The organism is Roseinatronobacter alkalisoli, assembly GCF_028745735.1.
GTDB lineage: Bacteria > Pseudomonadota > Alphaproteobacteria > Rhodobacterales > Rhodobacteraceae > Roseinatronobacter > Roseinatronobacter alkalisoli.
Window position 1 is genome coordinate 30369 of sequence record NZ_JAQZSM010000013.1, and the last position, 20086, is coordinate 50454.

23 protein-coding genes are annotated in these 20086 nt (G+C 60.1%); 15 read left to right on the forward strand and 8 right to left on the reverse strand.

Annotated elements, in window-relative coordinates; genetic code table 11:
- Nucleotides 1–232 precede the first annotated feature (232 nt).
- From PUT78_RS13800 to PUT78_RS13835, 8 genes are all read left to right on the forward strand, one after another.
- Nucleotides 233–853 (forward strand): TetR/AcrR family transcriptional regulator, encoded by a 621-nt coding sequence (locus tag PUT78_RS13800; RefSeq protein ID WP_274352856.1) that lies wholly within the window; start codon nt 233–235, stop codon nt 851–853.
- 138 nt (nt 854–991) lie between these two features.
- Nucleotides 992–2677, forward strand: a complete 1686-nt coding sequence (locus tag PUT78_RS13805) for a thiamine pyrophosphate-binding protein (RefSeq protein WP_274352938.1) — start codon at nt 992–994, stop codon at nt 2675–2677.
- Nucleotides 2674–4212, forward strand: coding sequence for a bifunctional 3-(3-hydroxy-phenyl)propionate/3-hydroxycinnamic acid hydroxylase (locus tag PUT78_RS13810; protein ID WP_274352857.1), 1539 nt, complete (start codon nt 2674–2676; stop codon nt 4210–4212). Before PUT78_RS13805 ends, PUT78_RS13810 begins: the two co-directional genes overlap by 4 nt.
- Before the next feature lie 11 nt (nt 4213–4223).
- Nucleotides 4224–5048 (forward strand): fumarylacetoacetate hydrolase family protein, encoded by an 825-nt coding sequence (locus PUT78_RS13815; RefSeq protein WP_274352858.1) that lies wholly within the window; start codon nt 4224–4226, stop codon nt 5046–5048.
- A gap of 3 nt (nt 5049–5051) precedes the next feature.
- Nucleotides 5052–5948, forward strand: coding sequence for a VOC family protein (locus tag PUT78_RS13820; RefSeq protein WP_274352859.1), 897 nt, complete (start codon nt 5052–5054; stop codon nt 5946–5948).
- A 59-nt stretch (nt 5949–6007) separates the two neighbouring features.
- Nucleotides 6008–7453, forward strand: coding sequence for an aldehyde dehydrogenase (locus PUT78_RS13825; RefSeq protein ID WP_274352860.1), 1446 nt, complete (start codon nt 6008–6010; stop codon nt 7451–7453).
- Nucleotides 7454–7474: 21 nt separating this feature from the next.
- Nucleotides 7475–7603 carry a hypothetical protein gene (locus PUT78_RS13830; RefSeq protein ID WP_274352861.1) on the forward strand — a complete coding sequence of 43 codons (129 nt, stop codon included), beginning with the start codon at nt 7475–7477 and terminating at the stop codon, nt 7601–7603.
- Nucleotides 7604–7983: 380 nt separating this feature from the next.
- Nucleotides 7984–8625, forward strand: a complete 642-nt coding sequence (locus PUT78_RS13835) for a YiaD family glycine zipper/OmpA-like lipoprotein (RefSeq protein ID WP_274352862.1) — start codon at nt 7984–7986, stop codon at nt 8623–8625.
- Nucleotides 8626–8867: 242 nt separating this feature from the next.
- Here the strand turns inward: PUT78_RS13835 and PUT78_RS13840 are convergent, their stop codons facing one another.
- Nucleotides 8868–9599, reverse strand: a complete 732-nt coding sequence (locus PUT78_RS13840; protein ID WP_274352863.1) for a Crp/Fnr family transcriptional regulator — start codon at nt 9597–9599, stop codon at nt 8868–8870.
- Nucleotides 9600–9758: 159 nt separating this feature from the next.
- On the opposite strand from PUT78_RS13840, the gene PUT78_RS13845 reads away from it, so the two are divergent.
- Complete coding sequence (locus tag PUT78_RS13845) at nt 9759–9992, forward strand: hypothetical protein (protein WP_274352864.1); 234 nt, start codon at nt 9759–9761, stop codon at nt 9990–9992.
- A gap of 76 nt (nt 9993–10068) precedes the next feature.
- On the opposite strand, the gene PUT78_RS13850 is transcribed toward PUT78_RS13845, so the two are convergent.
- A complete protein-coding gene (locus tag PUT78_RS13850; protein WP_274352865.1) occupies nt 10069–10230 on the reverse strand; it encodes a hypothetical protein in 162 nt (53 codons plus the stop codon).
- 95 nt (nt 10231–10325) lie between these two features.
- Nucleotides 10326–10751 carry a hypothetical protein gene (locus PUT78_RS13855; protein ID WP_274352866.1) on the reverse strand — a complete coding sequence of 142 codons (426 nt, stop codon included), beginning with the start codon at nt 10749–10751 and terminating at the stop codon, nt 10326–10328.
- Nucleotides 10752–11070: 319 nt separating this feature from the next.
- Between PUT78_RS13855 and PUT78_RS13860 the strand changes: the two genes are divergently transcribed.
- The 6 genes from PUT78_RS13860 (at nt 11071) to PUT78_RS13885 (ending at nt 14066) form a co-directional block, all read left to right on the forward strand.
- On the forward strand, nt 11071–11262 hold the full coding sequence (locus PUT78_RS13860; RefSeq protein WP_274352867.1) for a Thivi_2564 family membrane protein: 192 nt from the start codon (nt 11071–11073) through the stop codon (nt 11260–11262).
- An 85-nt stretch (nt 11263–11347) separates the two neighbouring features.
- Nucleotides 11348–11782 (forward strand): hypothetical protein, encoded by a 435-nt coding sequence (locus PUT78_RS13865; protein WP_274352868.1) that lies wholly within the window; start codon nt 11348–11350, stop codon nt 11780–11782.
- A gap of 49 nt (nt 11783–11831) precedes the next feature.
- On the forward strand, nt 11832–12680 hold the full coding sequence (locus PUT78_RS13870; RefSeq protein WP_274352869.1) for a transglutaminase-like domain-containing protein: 849 nt from the start codon (nt 11832–11834) through the stop codon (nt 12678–12680).
- Nucleotides 12677–12991, forward strand: coding sequence for a hypothetical protein (locus PUT78_RS13875; RefSeq protein ID WP_274352870.1), 315 nt, complete (start codon nt 12677–12679; stop codon nt 12989–12991). The genes PUT78_RS13870 and PUT78_RS13875 overlap by 4 nt, the downstream gene beginning before the upstream one ends.
- Nucleotides 12988–13188 (forward strand): zinc finger domain-containing protein, encoded by a 201-nt coding sequence (locus tag PUT78_RS13880; protein WP_274352871.1) that lies wholly within the window; start codon nt 12988–12990, stop codon nt 13186–13188. The genes PUT78_RS13875 and PUT78_RS13880 overlap by 4 nt, the downstream gene beginning before the upstream one ends.
- A gap of 2 nt (nt 13189–13190) precedes the next feature.
- Nucleotides 13191–14066 carry a transglutaminase family protein gene (locus tag PUT78_RS13885; protein ID WP_274352872.1) on the forward strand — a complete coding sequence of 292 codons (876 nt, stop codon included), beginning with the start codon at nt 13191–13193 and terminating at the stop codon, nt 14064–14066.
- A gap of 105 nt (nt 14067–14171) precedes the next feature.
- On the opposite strand, the gene chrA is transcribed toward PUT78_RS13885, so the two are convergent.
- From chrA to PUT78_RS13910, 5 genes are all read right to left on the reverse strand, one after another.
- Entirely contained in the window at nt 14172–15539 is a 1368-nt protein-coding gene (gene chrA / locus PUT78_RS13890) for a chromate efflux transporter (RefSeq protein ID WP_274352873.1), read from the reverse strand.
- Nucleotides 15539–16360 (reverse strand): sulfurtransferase/chromate resistance protein, encoded by an 822-nt coding sequence (locus PUT78_RS13895; RefSeq protein WP_274352874.1) that lies wholly within the window; start codon nt 16358–16360, stop codon nt 15539–15541. The genes chrA and PUT78_RS13895 overlap by 1 nt, the downstream gene beginning before the upstream one ends.
- 234 nt (nt 16361–16594) lie before the next feature.
- Nucleotides 16595–17896 carry a xylose isomerase gene (gene xylA, locus PUT78_RS13900; RefSeq protein ID WP_274352875.1) on the reverse strand — a complete coding sequence of 434 codons (1302 nt, stop codon included), beginning with the start codon at nt 17894–17896 and terminating at the stop codon, nt 16595–16597.
- On the reverse strand, nt 17893–19332 hold the full coding sequence (gene xylB / locus PUT78_RS13905) for a xylulokinase (RefSeq protein WP_274352939.1): 1440 nt from the start codon (nt 19330–19332) through the stop codon (nt 17893–17895). The genes xylA and xylB overlap by 4 nt, the downstream gene beginning before the upstream one ends.
- Nucleotides 19332–20084, reverse strand: coding sequence for an ATP-binding cassette domain-containing protein (locus PUT78_RS13910; RefSeq protein ID WP_274352876.1), 753 nt, complete (start codon nt 20082–20084; stop codon nt 19332–19334). Before PUT78_RS13910 ends, xylB begins: the two co-directional genes overlap by 1 nt.
- Nucleotides 20085–20086: the final 2 nt, after the last annotated feature.

Genomic DNA, 20086 nt, shown 5'->3' on the forward strand with positions numbered 1-20086 from the left:
GCATACTCTGACATGTATTCCTCCCTTGATCGCCAATTTTCGGATCAATCATTAAACAAATGTTTAAAACTATTGTTCAATACGTCAAGGGAAAAGTTATTGCAGTTGTCGTGTATCTGGTCACAATGGGAAAATTACAGGACAGGATATGATGACAGAAGATACCAGGAAAGCAGGCGCCAGGCGTGCGTCCGGCCGCAGCAATGGGGAGGGCCGCAAGGCCGATTCCGCCTTGACGCGTTCGAAGTTGATTGAAGCGGCGGCCAAGTTGTTTTCGGATAACGGTTTTCAGGCCGTCTCCGTCCGGGAGATCGCGCAGGCGGCGGGGGTAAACCCGGCGTTGGTGAACTATCATTTTGGCAGCAAGCAGCAGCTATTTGAAGAGGTCATCCGCATCTATGCCGCCGACAATGTTGCTGATCGAATGACGCGGCTGGCACAGGAGCGGCGGCGGCTGGGACGGCTGGAACTAGAGGATGTGGTCGAAATTTACCTTGCCCCTATGATAGATCCGCAGTTTGACACTGATTCGGACGGGGTGTTTTCCCGCCTGCATGCGGTCATGATAGCGGAGCGGATGGAAGCTTTTGATCAGATCGCGGCGCGCGCCTTTACTGCCGTCAACGTAACCTTTCTGGACGAGCTGGAGCGCTGCCTGCCACATCTGACGCGGCACACCATCACCTGGCGACTGTTCGCGATGGTGGGGTCCATGCTTTATTTCGGTGTGCGTCCGGCCCCGCCGGGCCTGCATCTGATTTCAAAAGGCGGATGCGACCCGATGAACCGAGAGGATATGCGCAAGCAGCTGATTAACTACTTCATAGAAGGAATGCGCGCGCCGGTGCGTTGACCAATGCGATAGTTAAAGTATGACTTCCCAGTCAGGCAGTGTAAAATTGAGTTGCAATAATTAAACGAGTGTTTAATGTTCAGCGCAGATCGGCGGCCTGTTGGCGCCGAATAAGTTGCTGGGGGAAGTTGCGTGAACATGACAGTTGGCGATGCCATCGTGCGGTGCCTTGCCGCCGAGGATGTGTCTTTTGCTTTTGGGATTGCCAGTGGCAAGCTGGCGCCCCTTTTCGAAGCTCTCTCGCGTCAGCAAAGCGTGCGTTTCATTGGGGTCCGGCATGAAGCAGCGGCGGCGCATATGGCCGCAGGCGTTTTTGCAGGCACCGGCAGGATTGCTGTCGCGCTGGGAGAGTTGGGACCGGGCGGCGGCAATCTGACCACGGGCATCGCCTGTGCGTATGCAGACAATTTGCCGATGCTGGCCATAACATCCAGCAATGCGCTGCATCTGAGCGAGCCCGCGCGCGGAATGCTGATGGAGCTGGATCTGGTCAATCTGTTCCGGCCCATTACCAAGTTTAGCCAACGTATTCACGACCCCGCACGGGTGCCAGAGGTACTGCACAAAGCCTTTCGCGAGGCCCTGAGCGGGCGGCCCGGTCCGGTGCATGTGTCGATTCCCGCAGATATGCTGGGGCTTTCGCTGCCATTCACCAAGGACCATTTTCCCAGCCCTGCGCGCTATCGCAGCCTGTCGCGGCAGCCCGCCGCCCCCGATGATTCAACCCGCGCCGCGCAAATGCTTCGCAATGCCCGCCGTCCGCTGCTGATTGCGGGTGGTGGTGTTGTGACTTCTGGTGCGGCGGCAGAGTTTCTGGCGCTGGCAGAAGCTTTGCATGCACCGGCAATGGCGACGCAGATGGGCATTGGCGCTGTGCCTACTGGCCATCTGGCGCATATCGGGCATGGGGGCGTCATCGGGGGCACAGCGATAAATCGCGCCATAGCCGAGGCAGATGTCATCCTTGCAGTGGGATGCCGGTTTTCGTCGTGGATGTGGCATGGCACCGGGCCGGGTTTTGCCCCGGATGCCGCGCTGATCCATGTCGATATTGACCCCGCGATGATTGGCATGGTCACGCCAGTGGCTTTGGGGATCGTGGCGGATGCCCGCGCCGCGCTTGGCGCAATTTCCGATGCGCTGCCGCAGCAGGAACCGGTTGCCGATGTTGCTGGCTGGCGCGACGGGCTACGGGCGGAATGGAAACAGTATCAAGGCGCCATGGACAGTGGCACCCCCCTCTGGGGGGAGGGGGGGATTCACCCCGCTCATCTGAGCCGCGCCCTGGCTGGCTTGTTGCCGGATGATTCGCTTGTGGTCTACGACGGCGGACACACCACATTCTGGAGCAATGATATCCTGCCCGTCCATGACGTGCGCCAGCGGTTTCATGAACCGGGAATGGGGCAGTTGGGGTTTGGCACGCCTTATGCATTGGCGCTCAAGGCCAGCAATCCTGAGAAACTGGTAGTCAATGTCTGCGGTGACGGCAGTTTCGGATTTACACTTCAGGAACTTGATACCGCGCGGCGCAACGGCCTGAACATCATCGTGGTGATTCACAATAATGCGGCCTGGGGCGTGATACGGGCCGGGCAGGCCAAGGCAGGGTTTGAATTCGCCACAGAACTGGAAGGAACCGATTACGCAGCGATTGCGCGCGGCTTCGGCTGTCACGGAGAGGTGGTCACAGAACTGGATGATTTTGCGCCTGCATTCGGGCGTGCGCTGGCATCCGGATTACCGGCGGTACTGGATTGCCGCACTGCCTATGTGCCCCACCCATCCATGAGCCGCTTTGCGGCAATGGGGAGGGTGGCATGACCGGTGCTGCGCTTTTTGACGTGGTGGTCGTTGGCGGCGGGCCGGTCGGCGCGCTGGCGGCAAACCTGTTGGGGCAGGCCGGGTTGTCGGTGCGGGTAATAGAGCGCGACCCTGCGCCCTACAGCCTGCCGCGGGCGGTGCATGTCGATCATGAAATGTTGCGGCTGTTTGCTGCGGTGGGATTGGGCGACATGCTGTTGCCAATGATGCGCGCCGGCGATGGCCATATTCATTTCGGCGCGGATCACGGGGTCATTCGGTTCCTGTCTGCCGCCGGGCAGCCACGACCCTTTGGCTATGCCAATGATTATTTCTTCTATCAGCCGGAACTGGAAACAGTTTTGCGCAAGGGGTTGGAGCGGTTCCCCAAGGTACGGCTTGATCTTGGTGTGGTTGTCGAAGGGCTGGTGCAAACTGACGACAGCGTGACACTTTCGCTTTCGGATGGTACGGAAGCGCGGGCGCGTTGGGTGATCGGCTGCGACGGGGCACGGTCGACGGTGCGCAAAGCTTTGGGCGTGCGGTTGGACGATCTGGATTTCGAGGAACCCTGGCTTGTGGTCGATGCAGAGGTTCACGGGCCTATCATCTTTCCCCCGCTTACAGGCGTGCCCGAGGGCGCAAACCTGCAAGACCTTTCGTGTATGATGTGTGTGCCATCGCGCCCGGCGACGATTGTTCCGGGCCGCGGCGCACATCGACGCTGGGAATTCATGCTGCTGCCGGACGAAGATGACGCGGCAATGGCGGAACCGGCATGTGTATCGGAAATGATCGCACCCTGGGTCGGCGCGACGCCGCACACGATCATCCGGGCTGCGACCTATCGGTTTCATGGCCTGGTGGCCGAACACTGGCATGTGGGCCGGGTCTTTCTGGCGGGTGATGCCGCCCACCAGACGCCGCCGTTCTTTGGTCAGGGATTGTGCCATGGCCTGCGCGATGTGGCAGGCCTTGCGTGGCGGTTGGCGCTGGTGGCGCAAGGGCGTGCGGACAAGGCGCTGTTTGACAGCTATCAGACCGAACGGGACGCGCAGGTCCGTCATGTAATCGGCGCTGCCGTCAATGCGGGGCGCTATATTTGCGAACTGGACCCCCAGAAGGCAGCGGCGCGTGACCGGCGCATCCGCAGTGAACAGGGCATGCGCACTGCGGCCGAACTGATTGCTCCGCTGACGTCTGACATTATTGCGCCCGGTGCGGGCGAACGTTTCATCAACCCCCGGACTGGCAATGGCGCGTTGCTGGACGATCTTGCCGGAACCGGCTGGCGGTTGTTTGCAAACGGGACCAGTCCGGGGCCGCGCGCGCGTGCATTTCTGGCCGCGGTCGGGGCGCGCGTTATCGATGTCGCCACATTGCCGGACCCAGACGGGTTGTTGGCGGAATGGTTCGCACAGCGCGCCGCTGCATTGGTGCTGGTCCGTCCGGATTTCTATGTTGCCGCGCTGGCACCGGATTCCCGGGGCTTTGACACCTGTGCCGACAAGATTGCTGCCGCCATGGCCCTGACATTACCCGATTCAACAAGCTGAAAGGCAGGATTATGCGCTATCTGAGTTTTCGCAATAACGGCAAGGGCGGCTGGGGCCGCGTTGCAGGTGATACAATTGTCGACCTGACCGCCTATGCGCCCGACCTGAAAACCGCACTGGTGCAGGGTCTGCCAGCCGAAGATGCCACCGGGCCACGACTGAACCGCGCAGCGCTGCACCTGCTGCCAGTGATTCCCAATCCGGGCAAGATATTGTGCGTGGGCCACAATTATGAATCACACCGCGTGGAAACCGGGCGCGCGCGGACTGATCATCCCTCGATCTTTACGCGCTTCGCCGACACGCTTCTGGGTGCGGATGATCCGATCATGCGGCCCGGTATCTCCGGCGATCTGGACTATGAGGCCGAACTTGCCGTGGTCATAGGCAGGCACGGGCGCAACATTCCAGAGGCAGAGGCCATGGCGTATGTTGCCGGATACGCCTGTTTCAACGATGCGTCGGTCCGCGATTGGCAATGGCACACGCGCCAGTTCACACCCGGCAAGAACTTTCCCGCCACGGCACCGTTCGGCCCTGAACTGGTGACCCCGGACGAAATTCCCGACCTGTCCGCTGTTGAGGTCCGCGCCACGCTGAACGGCACCGTGATGCAAAGCGCCACGCTTGATCATATGCTGTTCCCGATTCCCGCGATCATTGCCTATATTTCATGTTTCACACCGCTGGCACCCGGTGATGTTATTGCAACTGGCACGCCCGGGGGGGTGGGGGCCAAGCGTAACCCGCCGGTCTGGTTGAAGCCCGGCGATCAGATTGAAGTGGAAATCAGCGGCATTGGCCGGTTGGTCAGCCGCGTCATGCAGGAGGGCTGAGCGATGGCGACGCGTTTTCCTGTTCAGGCGTTGCGTTCGGTGGCGCTGATCGTGCCTGATCTGCCGCGTGCAGCCAAATTCTACACCGATATCTGGGGCTTGGTGCCGGTATCAGAGGATGCGGGCACACTGTACTTGCGCGGTATCGGAGATGACCCCTATGTACTGGCACTGACGCAAGGGCCGCAGGCGGGTATCAAACAGGTCACATGGCGCGCCGATCCGGCAACTGATCTTGAACATCTGCGCGCGTCGATGATTGCCGCCGGGGCACAGGCGGAACAGGGCATTGCCCCGCAAAAAGATCCGGGGGGCGGCATCGGGTTCAGTGTGCTGGACCATGCCGGACGGCGGATTGCCGTCGTTCAGGGGGATACGCGCCCTGTGCCGCTGGCCAATGATGACTGGCGCCCGGTCCGGCTGGCCCATGTGAACATCAACAGCGCATCCATTGACACGGATATCGCGTTTTACCGTGACGGAATGGGCATGGTGCAGACTGACTTCAACGGCACAATGGCCTTCCTGCGCACCAATGATGACCATCATGCATTGGTGCTGGCAAAAGCTGAAATCAATACGCTTAACCACGTTTCGTTCCTGCATGATCATTATGACCACATGATGCGCGCCGGTGGCAAGATGTGTGATGCAGGCTTCGCCATTGGCTGGGGGCCGGGGCGTCATGGACCGGGCGACAACGTTTTCTTCTACTTTGTCGACCCGTTCGGAATCGTGATTGAACATACCGCCGAGGTGCTGCTGGTCGATGACAGCTATCCGGTCGGGGGCCCGAAGGACTGGATCTGGCCAGAAGGCCGGGTCGACAAATGGGGAATCTGTCCACCCAAGACTGCCGAATGCAAGGCCGCGCAACTGGCGATCCCCTTTGTGCGCTGACGCGGAATTGGCAACACTCATCCACACTGTAACCCTTGCTGCTATGAACTGGAAACACGATGAAAATTGATATGCTGATTGCCGGCAACCCCGCCGGGTCAAAGGACGGCCGGACCTTCGAACGGATTGACCCGGTCACAGGTGATGTCGCGACAACAGCCCCGGCCGCGACCGGAAATGACGTTGCGGACATTGTAAGCGCCGCGCAGAAAGCGTTCCTGACCTGGTCAAAATCCGGTCCCAATGAACGCAGGCGTCTGCTGAACAAGGCCGCAGACATCATGGCGTCCAAGGCCGACGAATTTACTGCACTTATGACCGCAGAAACCGGTGCCACGGGTCCGTGGGGGGCATTCAACACCATGTTCGCCGCCGGAATCCTGCGTGAAGCGGCATCGTCGACCACACATATCAAAGGCGAGATCATTCCGTCTGACAAGCCGGGGAACACGGCCATGGGCGTCCGCCAGCCGCTGGGGGTGTGCCTTGGTATTGCGCCGTGGAATGCGCCGGTCATTCTGGGGACACGCGCCATTGCGCAGGCGATTGCCTGTGGCAATACGGTCATTCTGAAGGCGTCGGAAATGTGCCCCGGCACCCACGCGCTGATCGGCGATTGTTTCACCGAAGCAGGATTTCCCGCTGGCGTGGTCAATGTGATTACAAACGCCCCTGAAGATGCCCCCGCGCTGGTCGAGGCATTGATAAAGCATGACAGCATCAAGCATGTTAATTTTACCGGCTCAACAGCTGTTGGCCGCATCATCGGGCGCCTAGCCGGTGAGAACCTGAAGCCGGTTCTGCTGGAACTGGGTGGCAAGGCGCCGCTGATAGTGCTGGATGATGCCGATCTGGATGGCGCGGTGAATGCGGCGGTGTTCGGCTCATTCATGAATCAGGGTCAAATCTGCATGTCAACGGAACGGATCATCGTTGACGAAAAGATCGCCGATGCATTTGTCGGGAAACTTGCCGCGCGCGCGAACGCGCTGGTTGCGGGCAATCCGCGCGAAAAAGTGCATCTGGGTGCGCTGGTGTCAGAGGATGCAGCCGAAAAGATCGACGCATTGATCGCGGATGCAGTGGCAAAGGGGGCGAAACTGGTGGCCGGGGGCGAACGGCAAGGTGCGATTGTACCGGCTGGCGTGTTGGACCATGTGACCCCCCAGATGCGTATCTACCGCGAGGAAAGCTTCGGCCCGGTAAAATCCATCATCCGCGTGAGTGGTGATGACGAGGCGGTGCGCGTGGCCAATGACACCGAATACGGCCTGTCCGCAGCGGTCCATGGGTCTGACATCAGGCGCGCGCAAGTGGTGGCCGGACGTATCGAAAGCGGAATTTGCCATATCAACGGTCCCACAGTCGCGGATGAGGCACAGATGCCGTTTGGTGGCGTCAAGGCTTCCGGGCATGGCCGCTTCGGCGGGGTGATGGGCATGAATGAATTTACCAGTATGCGCTGGATCACCATCGAAGACCCCCATCAGCACTATCCTTTCTGATGGGGCCTTTCTGATCGGGACATGTGGTCTGCCCATGCGGTTGGTCTGCGCCCGCGCAAGGCAATGCCTGAACTGGTGTTTGCCAACCGATCTGTGGGTGCCACGTCCAGCCATGACGCAGACGCGCCACCCCGGGAAATGATGCTGTAGCGGCGCGGACGTGCGCTGCTATGGGGGGAAGGGCAGGGGGGGGCCTAACCGGCTATTTCATGCCCGCCGCATGGAACGCAGATGATCCTTGGCGGCCCTGTTGAACGGGGAATCATGGCGGGTGCGGACCGGGTTTCCCCGGTTCAGCAATAATCCCCCACTTATTCCGGTGCGCCCCACCGCAAGGTCCGGGGTGGCGTTGCTGCGCGCGCGCTGGTCAAAACGATCAGCTCAGTTCGCGTTAGTCATCGATTTCTGCGTTTTCATGCAGGTTAACCCAGATCAGCAAGCGGATCGATCGTTGGTGTCATGCTGATGGCAGTTCGGTGCTACGGCCAGACAGTTTCTGTCCAGGCGACACCTTTGGAAGGAAGAAGACAATGGGTTACCATGTAAAGCCAATTGCGACAGCTATTCTGACCATTTCGATCCTTGCGGGATGCACAAATCAGGACGGGTCTGCCAATCAGCCCGTTTCGGGGGCGGTCATTGGCGGGCTGACAGGTGCCGCAGCAGGGCAGATCATCGGGGGCGACACGCGTGCTACCGTGATTGGCGGGGTGGTCGGGGCCGCTGTTGGCGGGGCCATCGGGGCGCGTATGGCCGCACAGGAACGAGAGTTGCGCCAGTCACTTGCCGGTACAGGCGCGGCAATCACCAATACCGGCAGCGACCTGCGGGTCATCCTGCCGGAATCCGTAACCTTTCGCACCGGGTCATCCGTGGTCGATACCGGGTTTCGCCCGGCGCTACGGGTGGTCGCTGACAGTCTGCGCCGCCATCCCAATTCCGGCGTCCGGGTTGTCGGTCATACCGACAATGTCGGGTCCGCAGCGCTTAACAACCAGCTAAGCCAGGATCGCGCAATGGCAGTTGCGCGTGTGTTGATACAGAACGGCGTCAGCAGTAACAGGATCGTGGTTGCCGGACGTGGTTTTTATGAACCTGTCGCATCAAATGCCAGCGTGTCCGGGCGCGCTGAAAACCGCCGGGTTGAAATTGTGATTACCCCAAGAAACTGACAGGTCGAAGGGCGGGCCGGGATAAAACCCGTGCCCGCTTCGTTCATTCCGGCCAGAGTGCGCTTGAAAATAATCCCCCGCATGCAAACCTGTATCAGTTACCATGCCGGGCAAATGATGCATCGTCAGGCTGCCCGGAATGATGTTGAATGTGACTGCAAGCATGACGCAGCCAAGCACGCGCTGGTCTGATCAACGCGCAAGAGTGACCATGTTCTGCCAGCGGTTTACCCATGGGAATGTCATCGCAACAGCGGACCGTCCTGATCCAGGTAGTCGGTGTCGAATGCTGCAAGCGTTACCAGACCGCCAAAATCGTCGAAACTGACCCGGCCTTTCTGGAACGTTACCAGCCCTTCCTCGCGCAGATGGCGCAGTACACGGTTTACATGCACCGCGCTTAGCCCCAGCGCGTCGGCCAGATGATATTGCGTCAGCGGGCAATCGAAGCCGGTTTTGTCGCCGATCCCCACCAGTTGCAGCCTTGCCCCCAGTTCCAGCAGGAAATGCGCCATTCGCTCCTCTGCAGACCGGCGGCCCAGATTGACCAGATGTTCCACCACCATCGCCTCATCGCGTGACGCTGCCCACAAGACAGCGGTGGCAAGGCGTGGGGCATTGGCAAAACCATCAAGAATATCAGCGGCGCGCACCTCGGATGCCTCTATCCGGGTTACAGCTTCAGCGCTGTGATCGGTGGTGCGGAACAGCACACTGCGCAGACCCAGGAAATCCCCCGGAACCTGGAAATCCACGATCTGCCGCTCGCCGTCAGGCAGCATCTTGTAGGAGCAAGCCCAGCCTTCGGCCAGGATAAAGGCCGACTGGTTTTTCTGCCCTTCATGGATCAGTTGATGCCCGGACAGAAAGCTGCGCCTGCGCCGATGGAAACGTTCCAGCGTGTCAAGATCGGCTTCCGACAAGGCGACAAAGGCAGCCAGCTTTCGCGTCAGGGGGCTTTGCAGGATAAACATGTCGGCTTCCAGCTGGGAAAGGTGGTCTGAGGCTTACAGTTCGAATAGCCGCAAAACTTGTGCCTCATGCTGCTTTGTATCAGTCCAGTATAACAGACTGGGTCTATTGTTGCGACACGTTCCGACTTGTCCCTCCTGAAACAGAAAGCGAAACCGCCCATGCCCGTCCCAAACGAGATTGCCGGAATCGCCGCCCTGTCAATATGCGAGTCGCTGCTTTTGGCGTTGAACGACAGAAATGTCCTGCCGGAAAAAGAGATCGTCGGGATATTGCATGACGCCGCTGCCGCACATGAATTTTCCCCGGATGCAGAGCATGCGGAAATCCATGCCGCCGTGGCAGCTTTGATCAACGGAATACTGGCCGGCGGGAATTCCGTGCGGCGCCGTTAAAATTATTCTTGCTGTCACTGATATACATAACCCCACCGCAAGAAGGATATTGCGGTGGGGTTTTCAGCAGACGATATCAACCCTTGCGCAGGGTATCTTTTGCCTTGCCGATCTGCTTTTGAAACTTGCTGTCTGCGGCGCTGTGCTTGCCTTCGGCTTCGCGCGACTTGTAGTCACTGGGGATTTTCCCCCCTTTCGATCCGCTTGTCGTTGACTTCTTCTTCGCGTTTTTGTCCATGTTCTTTGGTCCTTGCATGGGGTGTTGGGGATGGACTGGTCGTACCACGGCCTGAAAGAACGTGGGGCAATTTCAAAGAAGCGATCCCTGATACATCAATCACCGGTTCCGGCAGACCCGAAGATGAACGTCTGCAACAGAAACACGATCACCATCATCAGCACAGCAATGATCGCGCCAATTCCCGGCACCTTTGCCCCGGCGGGCAGCACATTGCCCGCGCCGGTTTTCTGCGCGGTGGACGATGGCAGTAAAGCGACAAGCCGGGGAATGGTTGCACGCGGATCGCGGTCAACTGCGGGAACATCGTGAAAGCGGGCCAGAAGCACCCCAAGACGGGTTTGCGCAACAGCGCTGGACATGGCGGACAGTTCCGCAGCTTCGTCCCAGGGGTCGCGGCCAAGGCGCGCCAGAGCGGACAGGACGCTGACAGTGTTTCCCGCCCGGTCCTGACCCAGCTCGGCATAAAGGAAGCCATCGAACGGGGTTCCCCCCTGACTGAAATAATCCATTCTGGACATGCGATGCGCCCTTTCTGTGAAATCCGGGGCTGTGTGACGCGGCAATCCGCCAACCTGACCGCCTGATTGAAGGGGGTCACTCCGGCCTCCTCCCGCCATGATAGACAAAAACGTGCCCGCTGCGGCTGATGCAGATCAGTGCGCCGCATGATTGCGGCATTATCTGGCTATAACCGCGCCGCCGCTAACGTCGATCAGTTTCGACAATGACTGCCTGTTGTAGGGTTTTATACAGGCTGCAGGTCGGGCGCCGCCAAACGCATCGACATACGCCCCGACCCATGGCCAGAACCAGCGTTATCGCACAAGGATACCAGACATGCCACTTATGAATCTGATCATCACCCTTATTGTTGTCGGCGTTCTGCTGTGGCTGGTGAACACTTACATCCCGATGGATCGCAAGATCAAATCCATCCTGAACGCTGTCATCGTGATCGCAGTCATCCTGTGGCTGCTCAGTGCCTTTGGTATTCTGGGCAACATGGCCGGTATTCGGGTGGGTGGCTGAGGCAGCAGGTCTTGTCCTGCGGACAGTTGTGCTGACTGGGTCGATCACTTTGCCGCACCCCTGATCCCGAAAGGTGGGAAAACCCATGTCAAACGCCCCCATCGATGACCATACTGCAACCCTCATACGCAATGCACCGCTGTCGGGTCTGGAACACGTGTTTGCCTGCAACAAGCGGGCAGGGCGCAGTGTCGTGGATTTTTTCGTTGTGAAGATGCTGGCTGATCTTATGGTCCGGCTGGTAATGACAGCGGAGCGGATCACAAACGCTGAGATACAGCAACTTCGTGCCCGCGCAAACCGCGTGGCCTGTGCAAACCAAAGTGACACGCGCAATGGCAGCGAGGCGCAATGGCGTCGCGACAGGGCGGATGTCGGCGCTGTCCAGCGCGCCGAAAACGAGGGGATGCCCCCACGCCAAACCCCATCGCGCGACGCAGAACCGGTTGGTCCGCCGCCTGTTGAAAATGCAGTGCCCCCTTTGGGCGCGCTTGGCCCGAAATCTTCCGATGTGGCCTGATATTATGCCACAATTGTTTCACTCACGCGGGAACTCCCGGGGGGGCATCATGCTGATAAGCCTTGGATGCCGGATGAGTTTCCGGTTCCCGCAACCCACACCCCTGATTGCGATGCTGAATGTCCATTATACCCGTTTCAACGACATGATACAGCAGGATGACCTTGTTGCGGATCCCAGCATTCCGCTTGCGGGATACCGGGATGGCTTTGGCAACTGGTGTACGCGCATGCTCGCCCCGGCGGGGGATTTCACCCTGTCGGCGAACGGCGTCTTTCACGATTCCGGCCTGCCCGATCCTGTTGCCCCGTCCGCACGTCAGCATGCGGTACAGGACCTGCCCTTTGACACGCTCGTCTATCTGCTGGGAAGTCGTTATTGCGACACGGATCTGCTGTCAGAGCAGGCTTGGCAGGTGTTTGGTCAGGGTAATGCCGGATGGGCGCGCGTGCAGGCAATCTGTGACTTCGTTCAGGCGAAAGTCAGCTTCGGTTATCAGCACGCACGGAGCACGCGGACAGCATCCCAAACGCTGGCGGAAGGTGTTGGCGTGTGCCGCGACTTCGCGCATCTGGCAATCACGCTGTGCCGTTGCATGAACATCCCTGCGCGCTACTGCACCGGGTATCTGAGCGATATAGGCGAACCGCTTCCGCATCCGGCAGGCGATTTTGCCGCCTGGATGGAGGTGTATCTGGACGGCGAGTGGCACATGTTTGACCCGCGCAACAATGCCCGCCGCTTCGCACGGTTTCTTGTCGCGCGGGGCCGCGATGCCGCTGATGTGCCCCTGACACAGACCTTCGGGCCAGCCACCATGACAGGCTTTGTGGTCTGGACGGAAGAAGCACGGCAAGAAGAAAAGCGCCTGCTGACAGGACAGGAAGCCGTCCCATGACCGACAACCCCGTGGATCTGGACGCCCGTCGCAGCCCTGATGCGCAGATTGCCGTTTCTTTCCGGCGTCACGACTGCGGGTATTGCGGTCCTGACCGTCTGGCCAGGCAGCCTGAACGCGATGCGGCCTTTCACAGGCAAATGCTGGCGGGACCGGCAGATAGCTGGACTGATGTTTCCCAGAAAGCCATTTTCCTGATCGAGCGCTACGCATCGACGCCAGACGCGCAGGATAGTCAGGTGCAAATTCTTATCCGGCGTGTGCTTTTTGATATGGCACGCCTGAACAGATGCGGGGAGTACAAGCTATGACCGACGCCTATCCGGAAAATACCGACCCCGATCCCTTCCGGTCCCCGCGCGACGTGCCGACCAGACGTGCCTGTCTGCGCTGCAAGACGGTTTTTCAAAGCGAAGGTTTCGGTGAACGTATCTGCCCGCGCTGCAAAGGATCGGCGCAGTGGAAGTCGGGATTGCCCGCGCGCGGTGACGGGAACCGTCAGCGCTAGCCATGCCCGAAATCCGCATCATCCACAGAACAGTATATGCGTATCAATCCCCCGTGTCCCTGGGTCCGCACCGGATGATACTGCGCCCCAGAGAAACGCGCGAGCTGAAGCTGTTGTCATTTGACCTGACCATATCGCCCGCGGCCGAAGTGACATGGGCCTATGACGTCGTCGGCAATTCCATCGCGACAGCGGTTTTTCGTGCCATGGCGGTTGATCTTGTGATCGAAAGCAGAATGACACTGTCCCTGAGCGCACCGCATTGGCCCGTTTTCGCCATTGCTGCATCGGCGCAGACCTATCCGTTCCGCTATTCTGTCGAGGACCAGACCGATCTTGGCGCACTGGCCCTTCCGCAATATGCCGACAGCGCGGGGCGGCTGTCAGCGTGGGTCGAACGCTTCGTGATGCAAAGACCGACTGATACGCTGTCGTTGCTCAAGGATGTCAGCAACGGCGTTTCCGAACAGATATCCTATCAAATCCGCGAAGATATGGGCACCCAGGGCCCGCTGGAAACCCTGGATCGCGGCTGGGGGTCATGCCGCGACTTTGCGGTTCTGTTTGCCGAAGCGGTCCGGACGCTGGGCTTCGGGGCGCGGATTGTTTCTGGCTACATGTTCGACCCGTTGCAAAACCTTGTCGGATCAGCGGGGCAGGGTTCGACTCATGCCTGGGTTGAAGTGTTTGTCCCCGGTGCAGGCTGGATATCCTTCGACCCGACCAACCGCGCGGTCGGGGCGGGAAACCTGATACCAGTGGCAGTGGCGCGCCATATCATGCAGGTCGCACCGGTGACAGGCAGTTTCCTGACGCGGCAAGAGGACGTTGCGCGCATGGACGTTGCAATCTCTGTTGCAGCGGTAGACCCTCCTTGACCAGACATGTCCAATGTCTGTCAAACCGCCCCGTTCCCGCGATTGGCCCGAAATACCCTCAAACCTGTCCGAAAGTGGCACAACATGAGTTTTGCGGCATCGGCGTCACAACAGCCCCGCGATTCCCAGCGCCACACCGACAGCTGCGCATGACAACAAGACAGTCAGTGTTCCGGTCCGGAAGCGAAACACCGCGACCACTGCCGCCAGCACCAGAACCAGCGCCGGAAGATTGACCGAAGCCAGCACCGGCACATCGACATTGAGGCCGATGCCCGTCACGGTCGTGACCTGATCGAAGACAACATGCATCCCGAACCAGACGGCAAGGTTCAGGATGACACCCACCACAGCTGCGGTGATCGCGGTCAGCGCGGCCGTCAGCACCTTGTTGTCGCGCAGACGCTCGATGAAGGGCGCGCCAAGGAAGATCCACAGAAAGCAGGGCGTGAAGGTCACCCATGTCGTCAGCAGCCCGCCCAGCGTTGCCGCCATCAGGGGTGACAGGCCACTTGCCTCGCGCAAGGCCCCCATGAAGCCCACGAACTGCGTTACCATGATCAGCGGGCCGGGTGTGGTTTCAGCCATGCCGAGGCCGTCAAGCATCTCGCCGGGGGCAAGCCAGCCGTAATTCTGCACCGCCTCCTGTGCGACATAGGCCAGCACCGCATAGGCACCCCCAAAGGTCACCACCGCCATGACGCTGAAGAAACCCGCGATCTGAGAAAACACATTGGCCGGACCCAGCAGGCCGAACAGCAGCGCGACCGGCGTCAGCCAGAGCATGAGGAACACAGCCGAGATGCGAAACGCCCAGGCGCGGTTGACCTGCGTGTGCTCCGGCGATTCCGCGCCCAGCAGGGTATCGGCATCATCGACCTGCACCTTGCCCACCTTCCCGTGTCCGCCGCCATCATGGAATGCGGGCAGGCCCGCCCGGGCGCCGAAGTACCCGGTCAGGCCAGCAATCAGGATAATAAGCGGGAATGGTACAGCGAAACCGAAGATCGCCACGAAGGACACCGCAGCAATGGCAAGCATCGCGCCATTCTTCAGGGCGCGCGAACCGATGCGCAAGACTGCCTGTACTACGATGGCAAGGACCGCCGCCTTCAGCCCGAAGAACAGTGCCTCCACCGGACCGGCATTGCCGTAGAGTGCGTAAATCCAACTTAGCGCCATGATCGCCACGACGCCGGGCAGAACGAACAGCACGCCCGCGATGATGCCGCCCAGCGTGCGGTGCATCAGCCAGCCGATATAGACGGCAAGCTGCATGGCCTCCGGCCCCGGCAGCAGCATGCAGTAGTTAAGCGCATGGAGAAACCGCTTCTCGCCCAGCCAGCGCTGTTCTTCGACGAGAATCCGGTGCATGAGCGCGATCTGCCCGGCGGGACCGCCAAAGCTGAGCAGGCCGATACGGGCCCAGATGCGGATGGCTGCGGCTAGGGTGGGGTAGGGGCGGTCCTGCATTACTCTGCCTTCGGCTTGTTGGTGGGCCAGTTATGGGTCTCGTTGGTGGCGTCCCGCGCCCAGCGATAAAAGGCGTCGTAAAGCAGCATCCCGGCTTCCAGCTGCTCCAGATCGTCCGAGAACATCCGCGACAGGCCGAGCGACACTGCCAGCAGACCGGCCGCCTCGGGCGCGAGATCAAGCCGGGCGGTATCGGCACCGCGCACGATGGTGGCGAGGCGGTCGAGCGCGGGAATGCGCAGGCCGAACTCCGCCAGCATTACGTCGAAAGTGCACAGATCGCCTCGGTGGCTCCAGAACACATCCTCGATGTCGAAGGGCGCGGCATTGTAGCGCTCGGCGACGCCCACCACCTCGGCCGGCGCGACGAACAGGATGATCGCGCGAGGATCAAGGAACCGCCGGATCAGCCAGGGGCAGGCGATGCGGTCGATCTTGGGGCGCGATCGTGTAACCCAGACGGTGCGATCCTGTGCATCGCGTGCGGGCAATTTAGCCGGATCAATCAGCGGCAGCCCGGCGGATCGCCAAGCCTCGAACCCACCCTCCAGATATTCCGAGAAGCAACCCTCGGCGCGCAGCCAGGCGGCGGCGCCCTGACTGCGCCGGTGACCGGCCTGACAAACGGCGATTGACGGCTGACCACCGAGCTGTGGCGCGAGGGCGGCAAGCGCCTGATCGTCGACGCGCGTGGCACCCGGCAGCAGTCGCGGATCGGCGGCGAAATCCTCCTCGGACCGCACATCGAGCAGGCGCGGTGCGCGCGGGGTTCCGATGATGCGGGTAAGTTTGTCGAATGAAATGGCATTGGGCGCAGGCATGTGCGTTCCTCCGTCTTGCGGGTGATATGGAACGCGATCTTCAGCTGGCGCCTCGTGGGGAGCTCGCGGGTCCCCATAGGTTCAGCTAAGCCGACGCAGGCAGAAGTGTCAAGAACTACGGGTTGCGTTCCCGTGACTCACCAATTAATAAATTAACATAACATTGATTATGGGGTACATTACATGCGCCGAGGGTGGGTCTACCCCAGCGCAGGGGCAGACCCGAAAGCCTGTTCACATGAAACGATTGACCAGGTTTTCCAGCTTCTCCTGTTTGCCTGAAGATGGCTGCGGGTCAATGCCGCGCGCCAGCACATCAGCGGTAATACTGTCCAGATCGCTGTTCAGAAGTGCTTGCGCTTCGGGTTTGGCCCAGCCTGCGTAACGCGCTGCGCGTGCGGATTCCAACCTGCCATCTTCCAGCATCGCGGCGGCGGCTTTCAACCCGCGCGCGCAGACGTCCATCGCACCCGCATGTGACAGGATCAGATCTTCGGCATCCAGCGACTGGCGGCGCAGTTTTGAATCGAAATTCGTCCCACCAGTGGTGAACCCGCCCGCGCGCAGGATTTCATAATAGGCCAGTGCGGTTTCAGGCACGTTATTGGGAAACTGGTCCGTGTCCCAGCCTGACTGGTAATCATTGCGGTTCATGTCGATCGAGCCGAAAATACCAAGGCTGGCGGCCAGTGCCAGTTCATGCTCGAAACTGTGACCGGCCAGAATGGCATGGCCCTGTTCGATATTGACCTTCACTTCCTTTTCCAGTCCGAAGCGTTGCAGGAACCCGAACACGGTCGCCACATCATAATCATACTGGTGTTTTGTGGGTTCCTGGGGTTTGGGTTCGATCAGAATCGCGCCCTTGAAACCGATCTTGTGCTTGTAATCGACGACCATCGACAGGAAGCGGCCCATATGGTCCAGTTCCTTGGTCAGGTCGGTGTTCAGCAGGGTTTCATACCCTTCGCGCCCGCCCCACAGGACATAGTTTTCACCCCCCAGACGCAGGGTCGCATCCATGCAGGTTTTCACGGTGGCTGCGGAATAGGCAAACACATCAGGGTCGGGATTGGTGGCGGCCCCGGACATGAAACGCCGGTGGCTGAACAGATTTGCCGTACCCCATAGCAGTTTCGGACCGCCCGCTTCCATCTTGGCGGCGAAATAATCAGTCATTTCTTCCAGATTGCGGGTGGTTTCGGCAAAACTGCTGCCTTCGGGGCGCATGTCGGCGTCATGAAAACAGTAATAGGGCGCGTTCAGGATGCGGAACATTTCAAATGCGGCATCGGCTTTCAGTTTCGCATTCTCCATGCTGTCGCCGAACCATGGCCGCAGGAATGTCTGGCCGCCGAAGGGGTCGCCACCCTGCCACGCAAAACTGTGCCAGTAGCAGATGGCAAAACGCAGGTGGTCCTCCATTCTGCGCCCCAGCACGATTTCGTCGGGGTTATAGTGACGGAACGCGAAATCATTGTCGCTGTCCGGTCCTTGATAGGTGATCTGCGGGATGCCTTTGAAGAAATCGGTCATGAGAGTTCCTTGATTGCCATTTGTGCCTTGCGGAAGCGGGCATAGCCGTCCTGAAAGGCCTGTTTCCTGTCGGTGACGGGGTCAAAGCTGCGGGCGATGGGCGGCAGTGGCATTGCGTCCGCCCCTGCCCCGGTTGCCGCCATCAGACCCAGCCGCGCAGCACCAAGGGCCGCGCCATAATCGCCCGCTTGCGGCACCTGAACCGGCAGGTCCAGCGCCGTTGCCAATGCCGAAAGCCAGTAATCTGACCGCGCGCCCCCGCCTGCGGCCAGAAGCGTGTCCAGTTGCGTGCCGGTGGCCGCCAGCGCCTGCTGACAATCCACCAGCGCATAAACCACGCCTTCCATCACAGCGCGGGTGGCGGCGTTACGGTCGGTCGCGTGGTCCAGACCCACAAACGCGCCACGAATACCCGCATCATTCAGCGGTGTGCGCTCGCCCCCCAGATAGGGCAGGAACAACGCCCGGCCCGGAGATTGCAATTCACCCAGACCGGCCGTCAGATCTTCTGCGCTTGCGCCCGCAATTCCTGCAAACCAGTTCAACGCATCAGTGGCTGCCAGAATGACACCCATCTGGTGCCATGTGCCTGGCAGCGCATGACAGAACGTGTGTACCGCGGTTTCCGGCGCGGGTGCATAGCCATCCGTTGCGGCAAACAGCACGCCCGAGGTGCCGAGACTGACAAAGCCCTGCCCGCCCCGCGCGATCCCCAGCCCGATGGCGGTTGCGGCATTGTCGCCCGCCCCTCCCGCCACGGGAATACCCGCCCGCAGCCCGAATTCCTGCGCAAGCGCGTCGCGCAGCCCGCCAGAAGGCGCGGACCCTTCGACAAGCGCGGGCATCTGGTCGCGGCCCAGCCCGGTTGCGGCCAGCAGATCATCCGACCAGTCACGCGCGCCCACATCCAGCCAGCTTGTGCCCGCAGCATCCGACATTTCGGCAACATGCGCCCCGGTCAGCCACAGACGCAGATAATCCTTTGGCAACAAAACCTTGGCCACCTGCCCAAACAGGTCAGGTTCCTCATCCGCCATCCACACCAGTTTCGGCGCAGTGAAGCCCGGAAAAACGATGTTGCCACTGATGGCACGGAACCGCGGGTCAGCGTCCAGTCTTGCTGCCTGCACACTGGCGCGGGTGTCATTCCACAGGATGCAGGGGCGCAGTACCTTGTCGGATGCGTCCAGCGCCGTGGCGCCATGCATCTGCCCAGACAGGCCAATGCCTGCGATGGCGCCCATATCCACCTTTGCCGACAGGGCGCGCAACACTGCTTGCGCCGCCGTGATCCAGTCGGCGGGGTCTTGTTCCGACCAACCGGGGGCTGGGCGTGCAACGCGCAGCGGTGCAGAGGCTTCGGCCTGTACCGCGCCGCCCTCATCAATGACCAGCCCCTTCAGGCCAGAGGTGCCAAGGTCCAATCCCAGATACATCATGCTGCCTGTTCTGCCTTCTTGCCCATGATGATCATCGACAGGATGTCGTCTTCCGTCACATCCTCGACCCGTTCGGTGCCGATAAGCTGGCCGTTTTTCATGACACTCACACGGTCGCACAGTTCCATCATTTCGCGGGTGTCATGGCTGATCAGGAAAATGCCCAGCCCCTGCGCCTTCAGTTCCATGATCAGATCGGCCACCATCTTGGTTTCATGCACACCAAGGGCCGCAGTCGGCTCATCCATGATAAGAATACGCGCGTTGAAATAGACCGCGCGGGCAATGGCAACCGACTGGCGCTGCCCCCCCGACAAGGCACTGACCGGTTCCGCGATTTTCTTAAAGTTCGGGTTCAGCCGCGCCATGATTTTGGTGGTTTCCGCCTCCATGCGGCTGTCATCCAGAAAACCGAACATGGTGCGCAATTCGCGCCCCAGAAACAGGTTCGCAGGGGCAGACAGGTTGTCCGCCAGTGCAAGCGTCTGGTGGATGGTTTCGATGTTATAGTCGCGGGCATCGCGGGGGCTGTTGATCGTGGCCTGCACGCCATCAATCCAGATTTCACCGCTATCGGCCTTATATGCCCCCGACAGGATCTTGATCAGCGTGGATTTTCCTGCGCCGTTATGGCCCAGCAGGCCCACGACTTCGCCGGGATACAGATCGATTGACACATCATCAACCGCCTGCACGCCGCCAAAGGCAATCGAGATATTGCGCATTTCAACAAGTGGTGTGCGGGTCATGG

Coding starts and splice junctions, on each gene's coding strand:
- PUT78_RS13805 (WP_274352938.1), top strand. CDS start 992: ATGACAGTTGGCGATGCCATCGTGCGGTGCCTTGCCGCCGAGGATGTG.
- PUT78_RS13810 (WP_274352857.1), top strand. CDS start 2,674: ATGACCGGTGCTGCGCTTTTTGACGTGGTGGTCGTTGGCGGCGGGCCG.
- PUT78_RS13815 (WP_274352858.1), top strand. CDS start 4,224: ATGCGCTATCTGAGTTTTCGCAATAACGGCAAGGGCGGCTGGGGCCGC.
- PUT78_RS13820 (WP_274352859.1), top strand. CDS start 5,052: ATGGCGACGCGTTTTCCTGTTCAGGCGTTGCGTTCGGTGGCGCTGATC.
- PUT78_RS13825 (WP_274352860.1), top strand. CDS start 6,008: ATGAAAATTGATATGCTGATTGCCGGCAACCCCGCCGGGTCAAAGGAC.
- PUT78_RS13830 (WP_274352861.1), top strand. CDS start 7,475: ATGTGGTCTGCCCATGCGGTTGGTCTGCGCCCGCGCAAGGCAATGCCT.
- PUT78_RS13835 (WP_274352862.1), top strand. CDS start 7,984: ATGGGTTACCATGTAAAGCCAATTGCGACAGCTATTCTGACCATTTCG.
- PUT78_RS13840 (WP_274352863.1), bottom strand. CDS start 9,599: ATGTTTATCCTGCAAAGCCCCCTGACGCGAAAGCTGGCTGCCTTTGTC.
- PUT78_RS13845 (WP_274352864.1), top strand. CDS start 9,759: ATGCCCGTCCCAAACGAGATTGCCGGAATCGCCGCCCTGTCAATATGC.
- PUT78_RS13850 (WP_274352865.1), bottom strand. CDS start 10,230: ATGGACAAAAACGCGAAGAAGAAGTCAACGACAAGCGGATCGAAAGGG.
- PUT78_RS13855 (WP_274352866.1), bottom strand. CDS start 10,751: ATGTCCAGAATGGATTATTTCAGTCAGGGGGGAACCCCGTTCGATGGC.
- PUT78_RS13860 (WP_274352867.1), top strand. CDS start 11,071: ATGCCACTTATGAATCTGATCATCACCCTTATTGTTGTCGGCGTTCTG.
- PUT78_RS13865 (WP_274352868.1), top strand. CDS start 11,348: ATGTCAAACGCCCCCATCGATGACCATACTGCAACCCTCATACGCAAT.
- PUT78_RS13870 (WP_274352869.1), top strand. CDS start 11,832: ATGCTGATAAGCCTTGGATGCCGGATGAGTTTCCGGTTCCCGCAACCC.
- PUT78_RS13875 (WP_274352870.1), top strand. CDS start 12,677: ATGACCGACAACCCCGTGGATCTGGACGCCCGTCGCAGCCCTGATGCG.
- PUT78_RS13880 (WP_274352871.1), top strand. CDS start 12,988: ATGACCGACGCCTATCCGGAAAATACCGACCCCGATCCCTTCCGGTCC.
- PUT78_RS13885 (WP_274352872.1), top strand. CDS start 13,191: ATGCCCGAAATCCGCATCATCCACAGAACAGTATATGCGTATCAATCC.
- chrA (WP_274352873.1), bottom strand. CDS start 15,539: ATGCAGGACCGCCCCTACCCCACCCTAGCCGCAGCCATCCGCATCTGG.
- PUT78_RS13895 (WP_274352874.1), bottom strand. CDS start 16,360: ATGCCTGCGCCCAATGCCATTTCATTCGACAAACTTACCCGCATCATC.
- xylA (WP_274352875.1), bottom strand. CDS start 17,896: ATGACCGATTTCTTCAAAGGCATCCCGCAGATCACCTATCAAGGACCG.
- xylB (WP_274352939.1), bottom strand. CDS start 19,332: ATGTATCTGGGATTGGACCTTGGCACCTCTGGCCTGAAGGGGCTGGTC.
- PUT78_RS13910 (WP_274352876.1), bottom strand. CDS start 20,084: ATGACCCGCACACCACTTGTTGAAATGCGCAATATCTCGATTGCCTTT.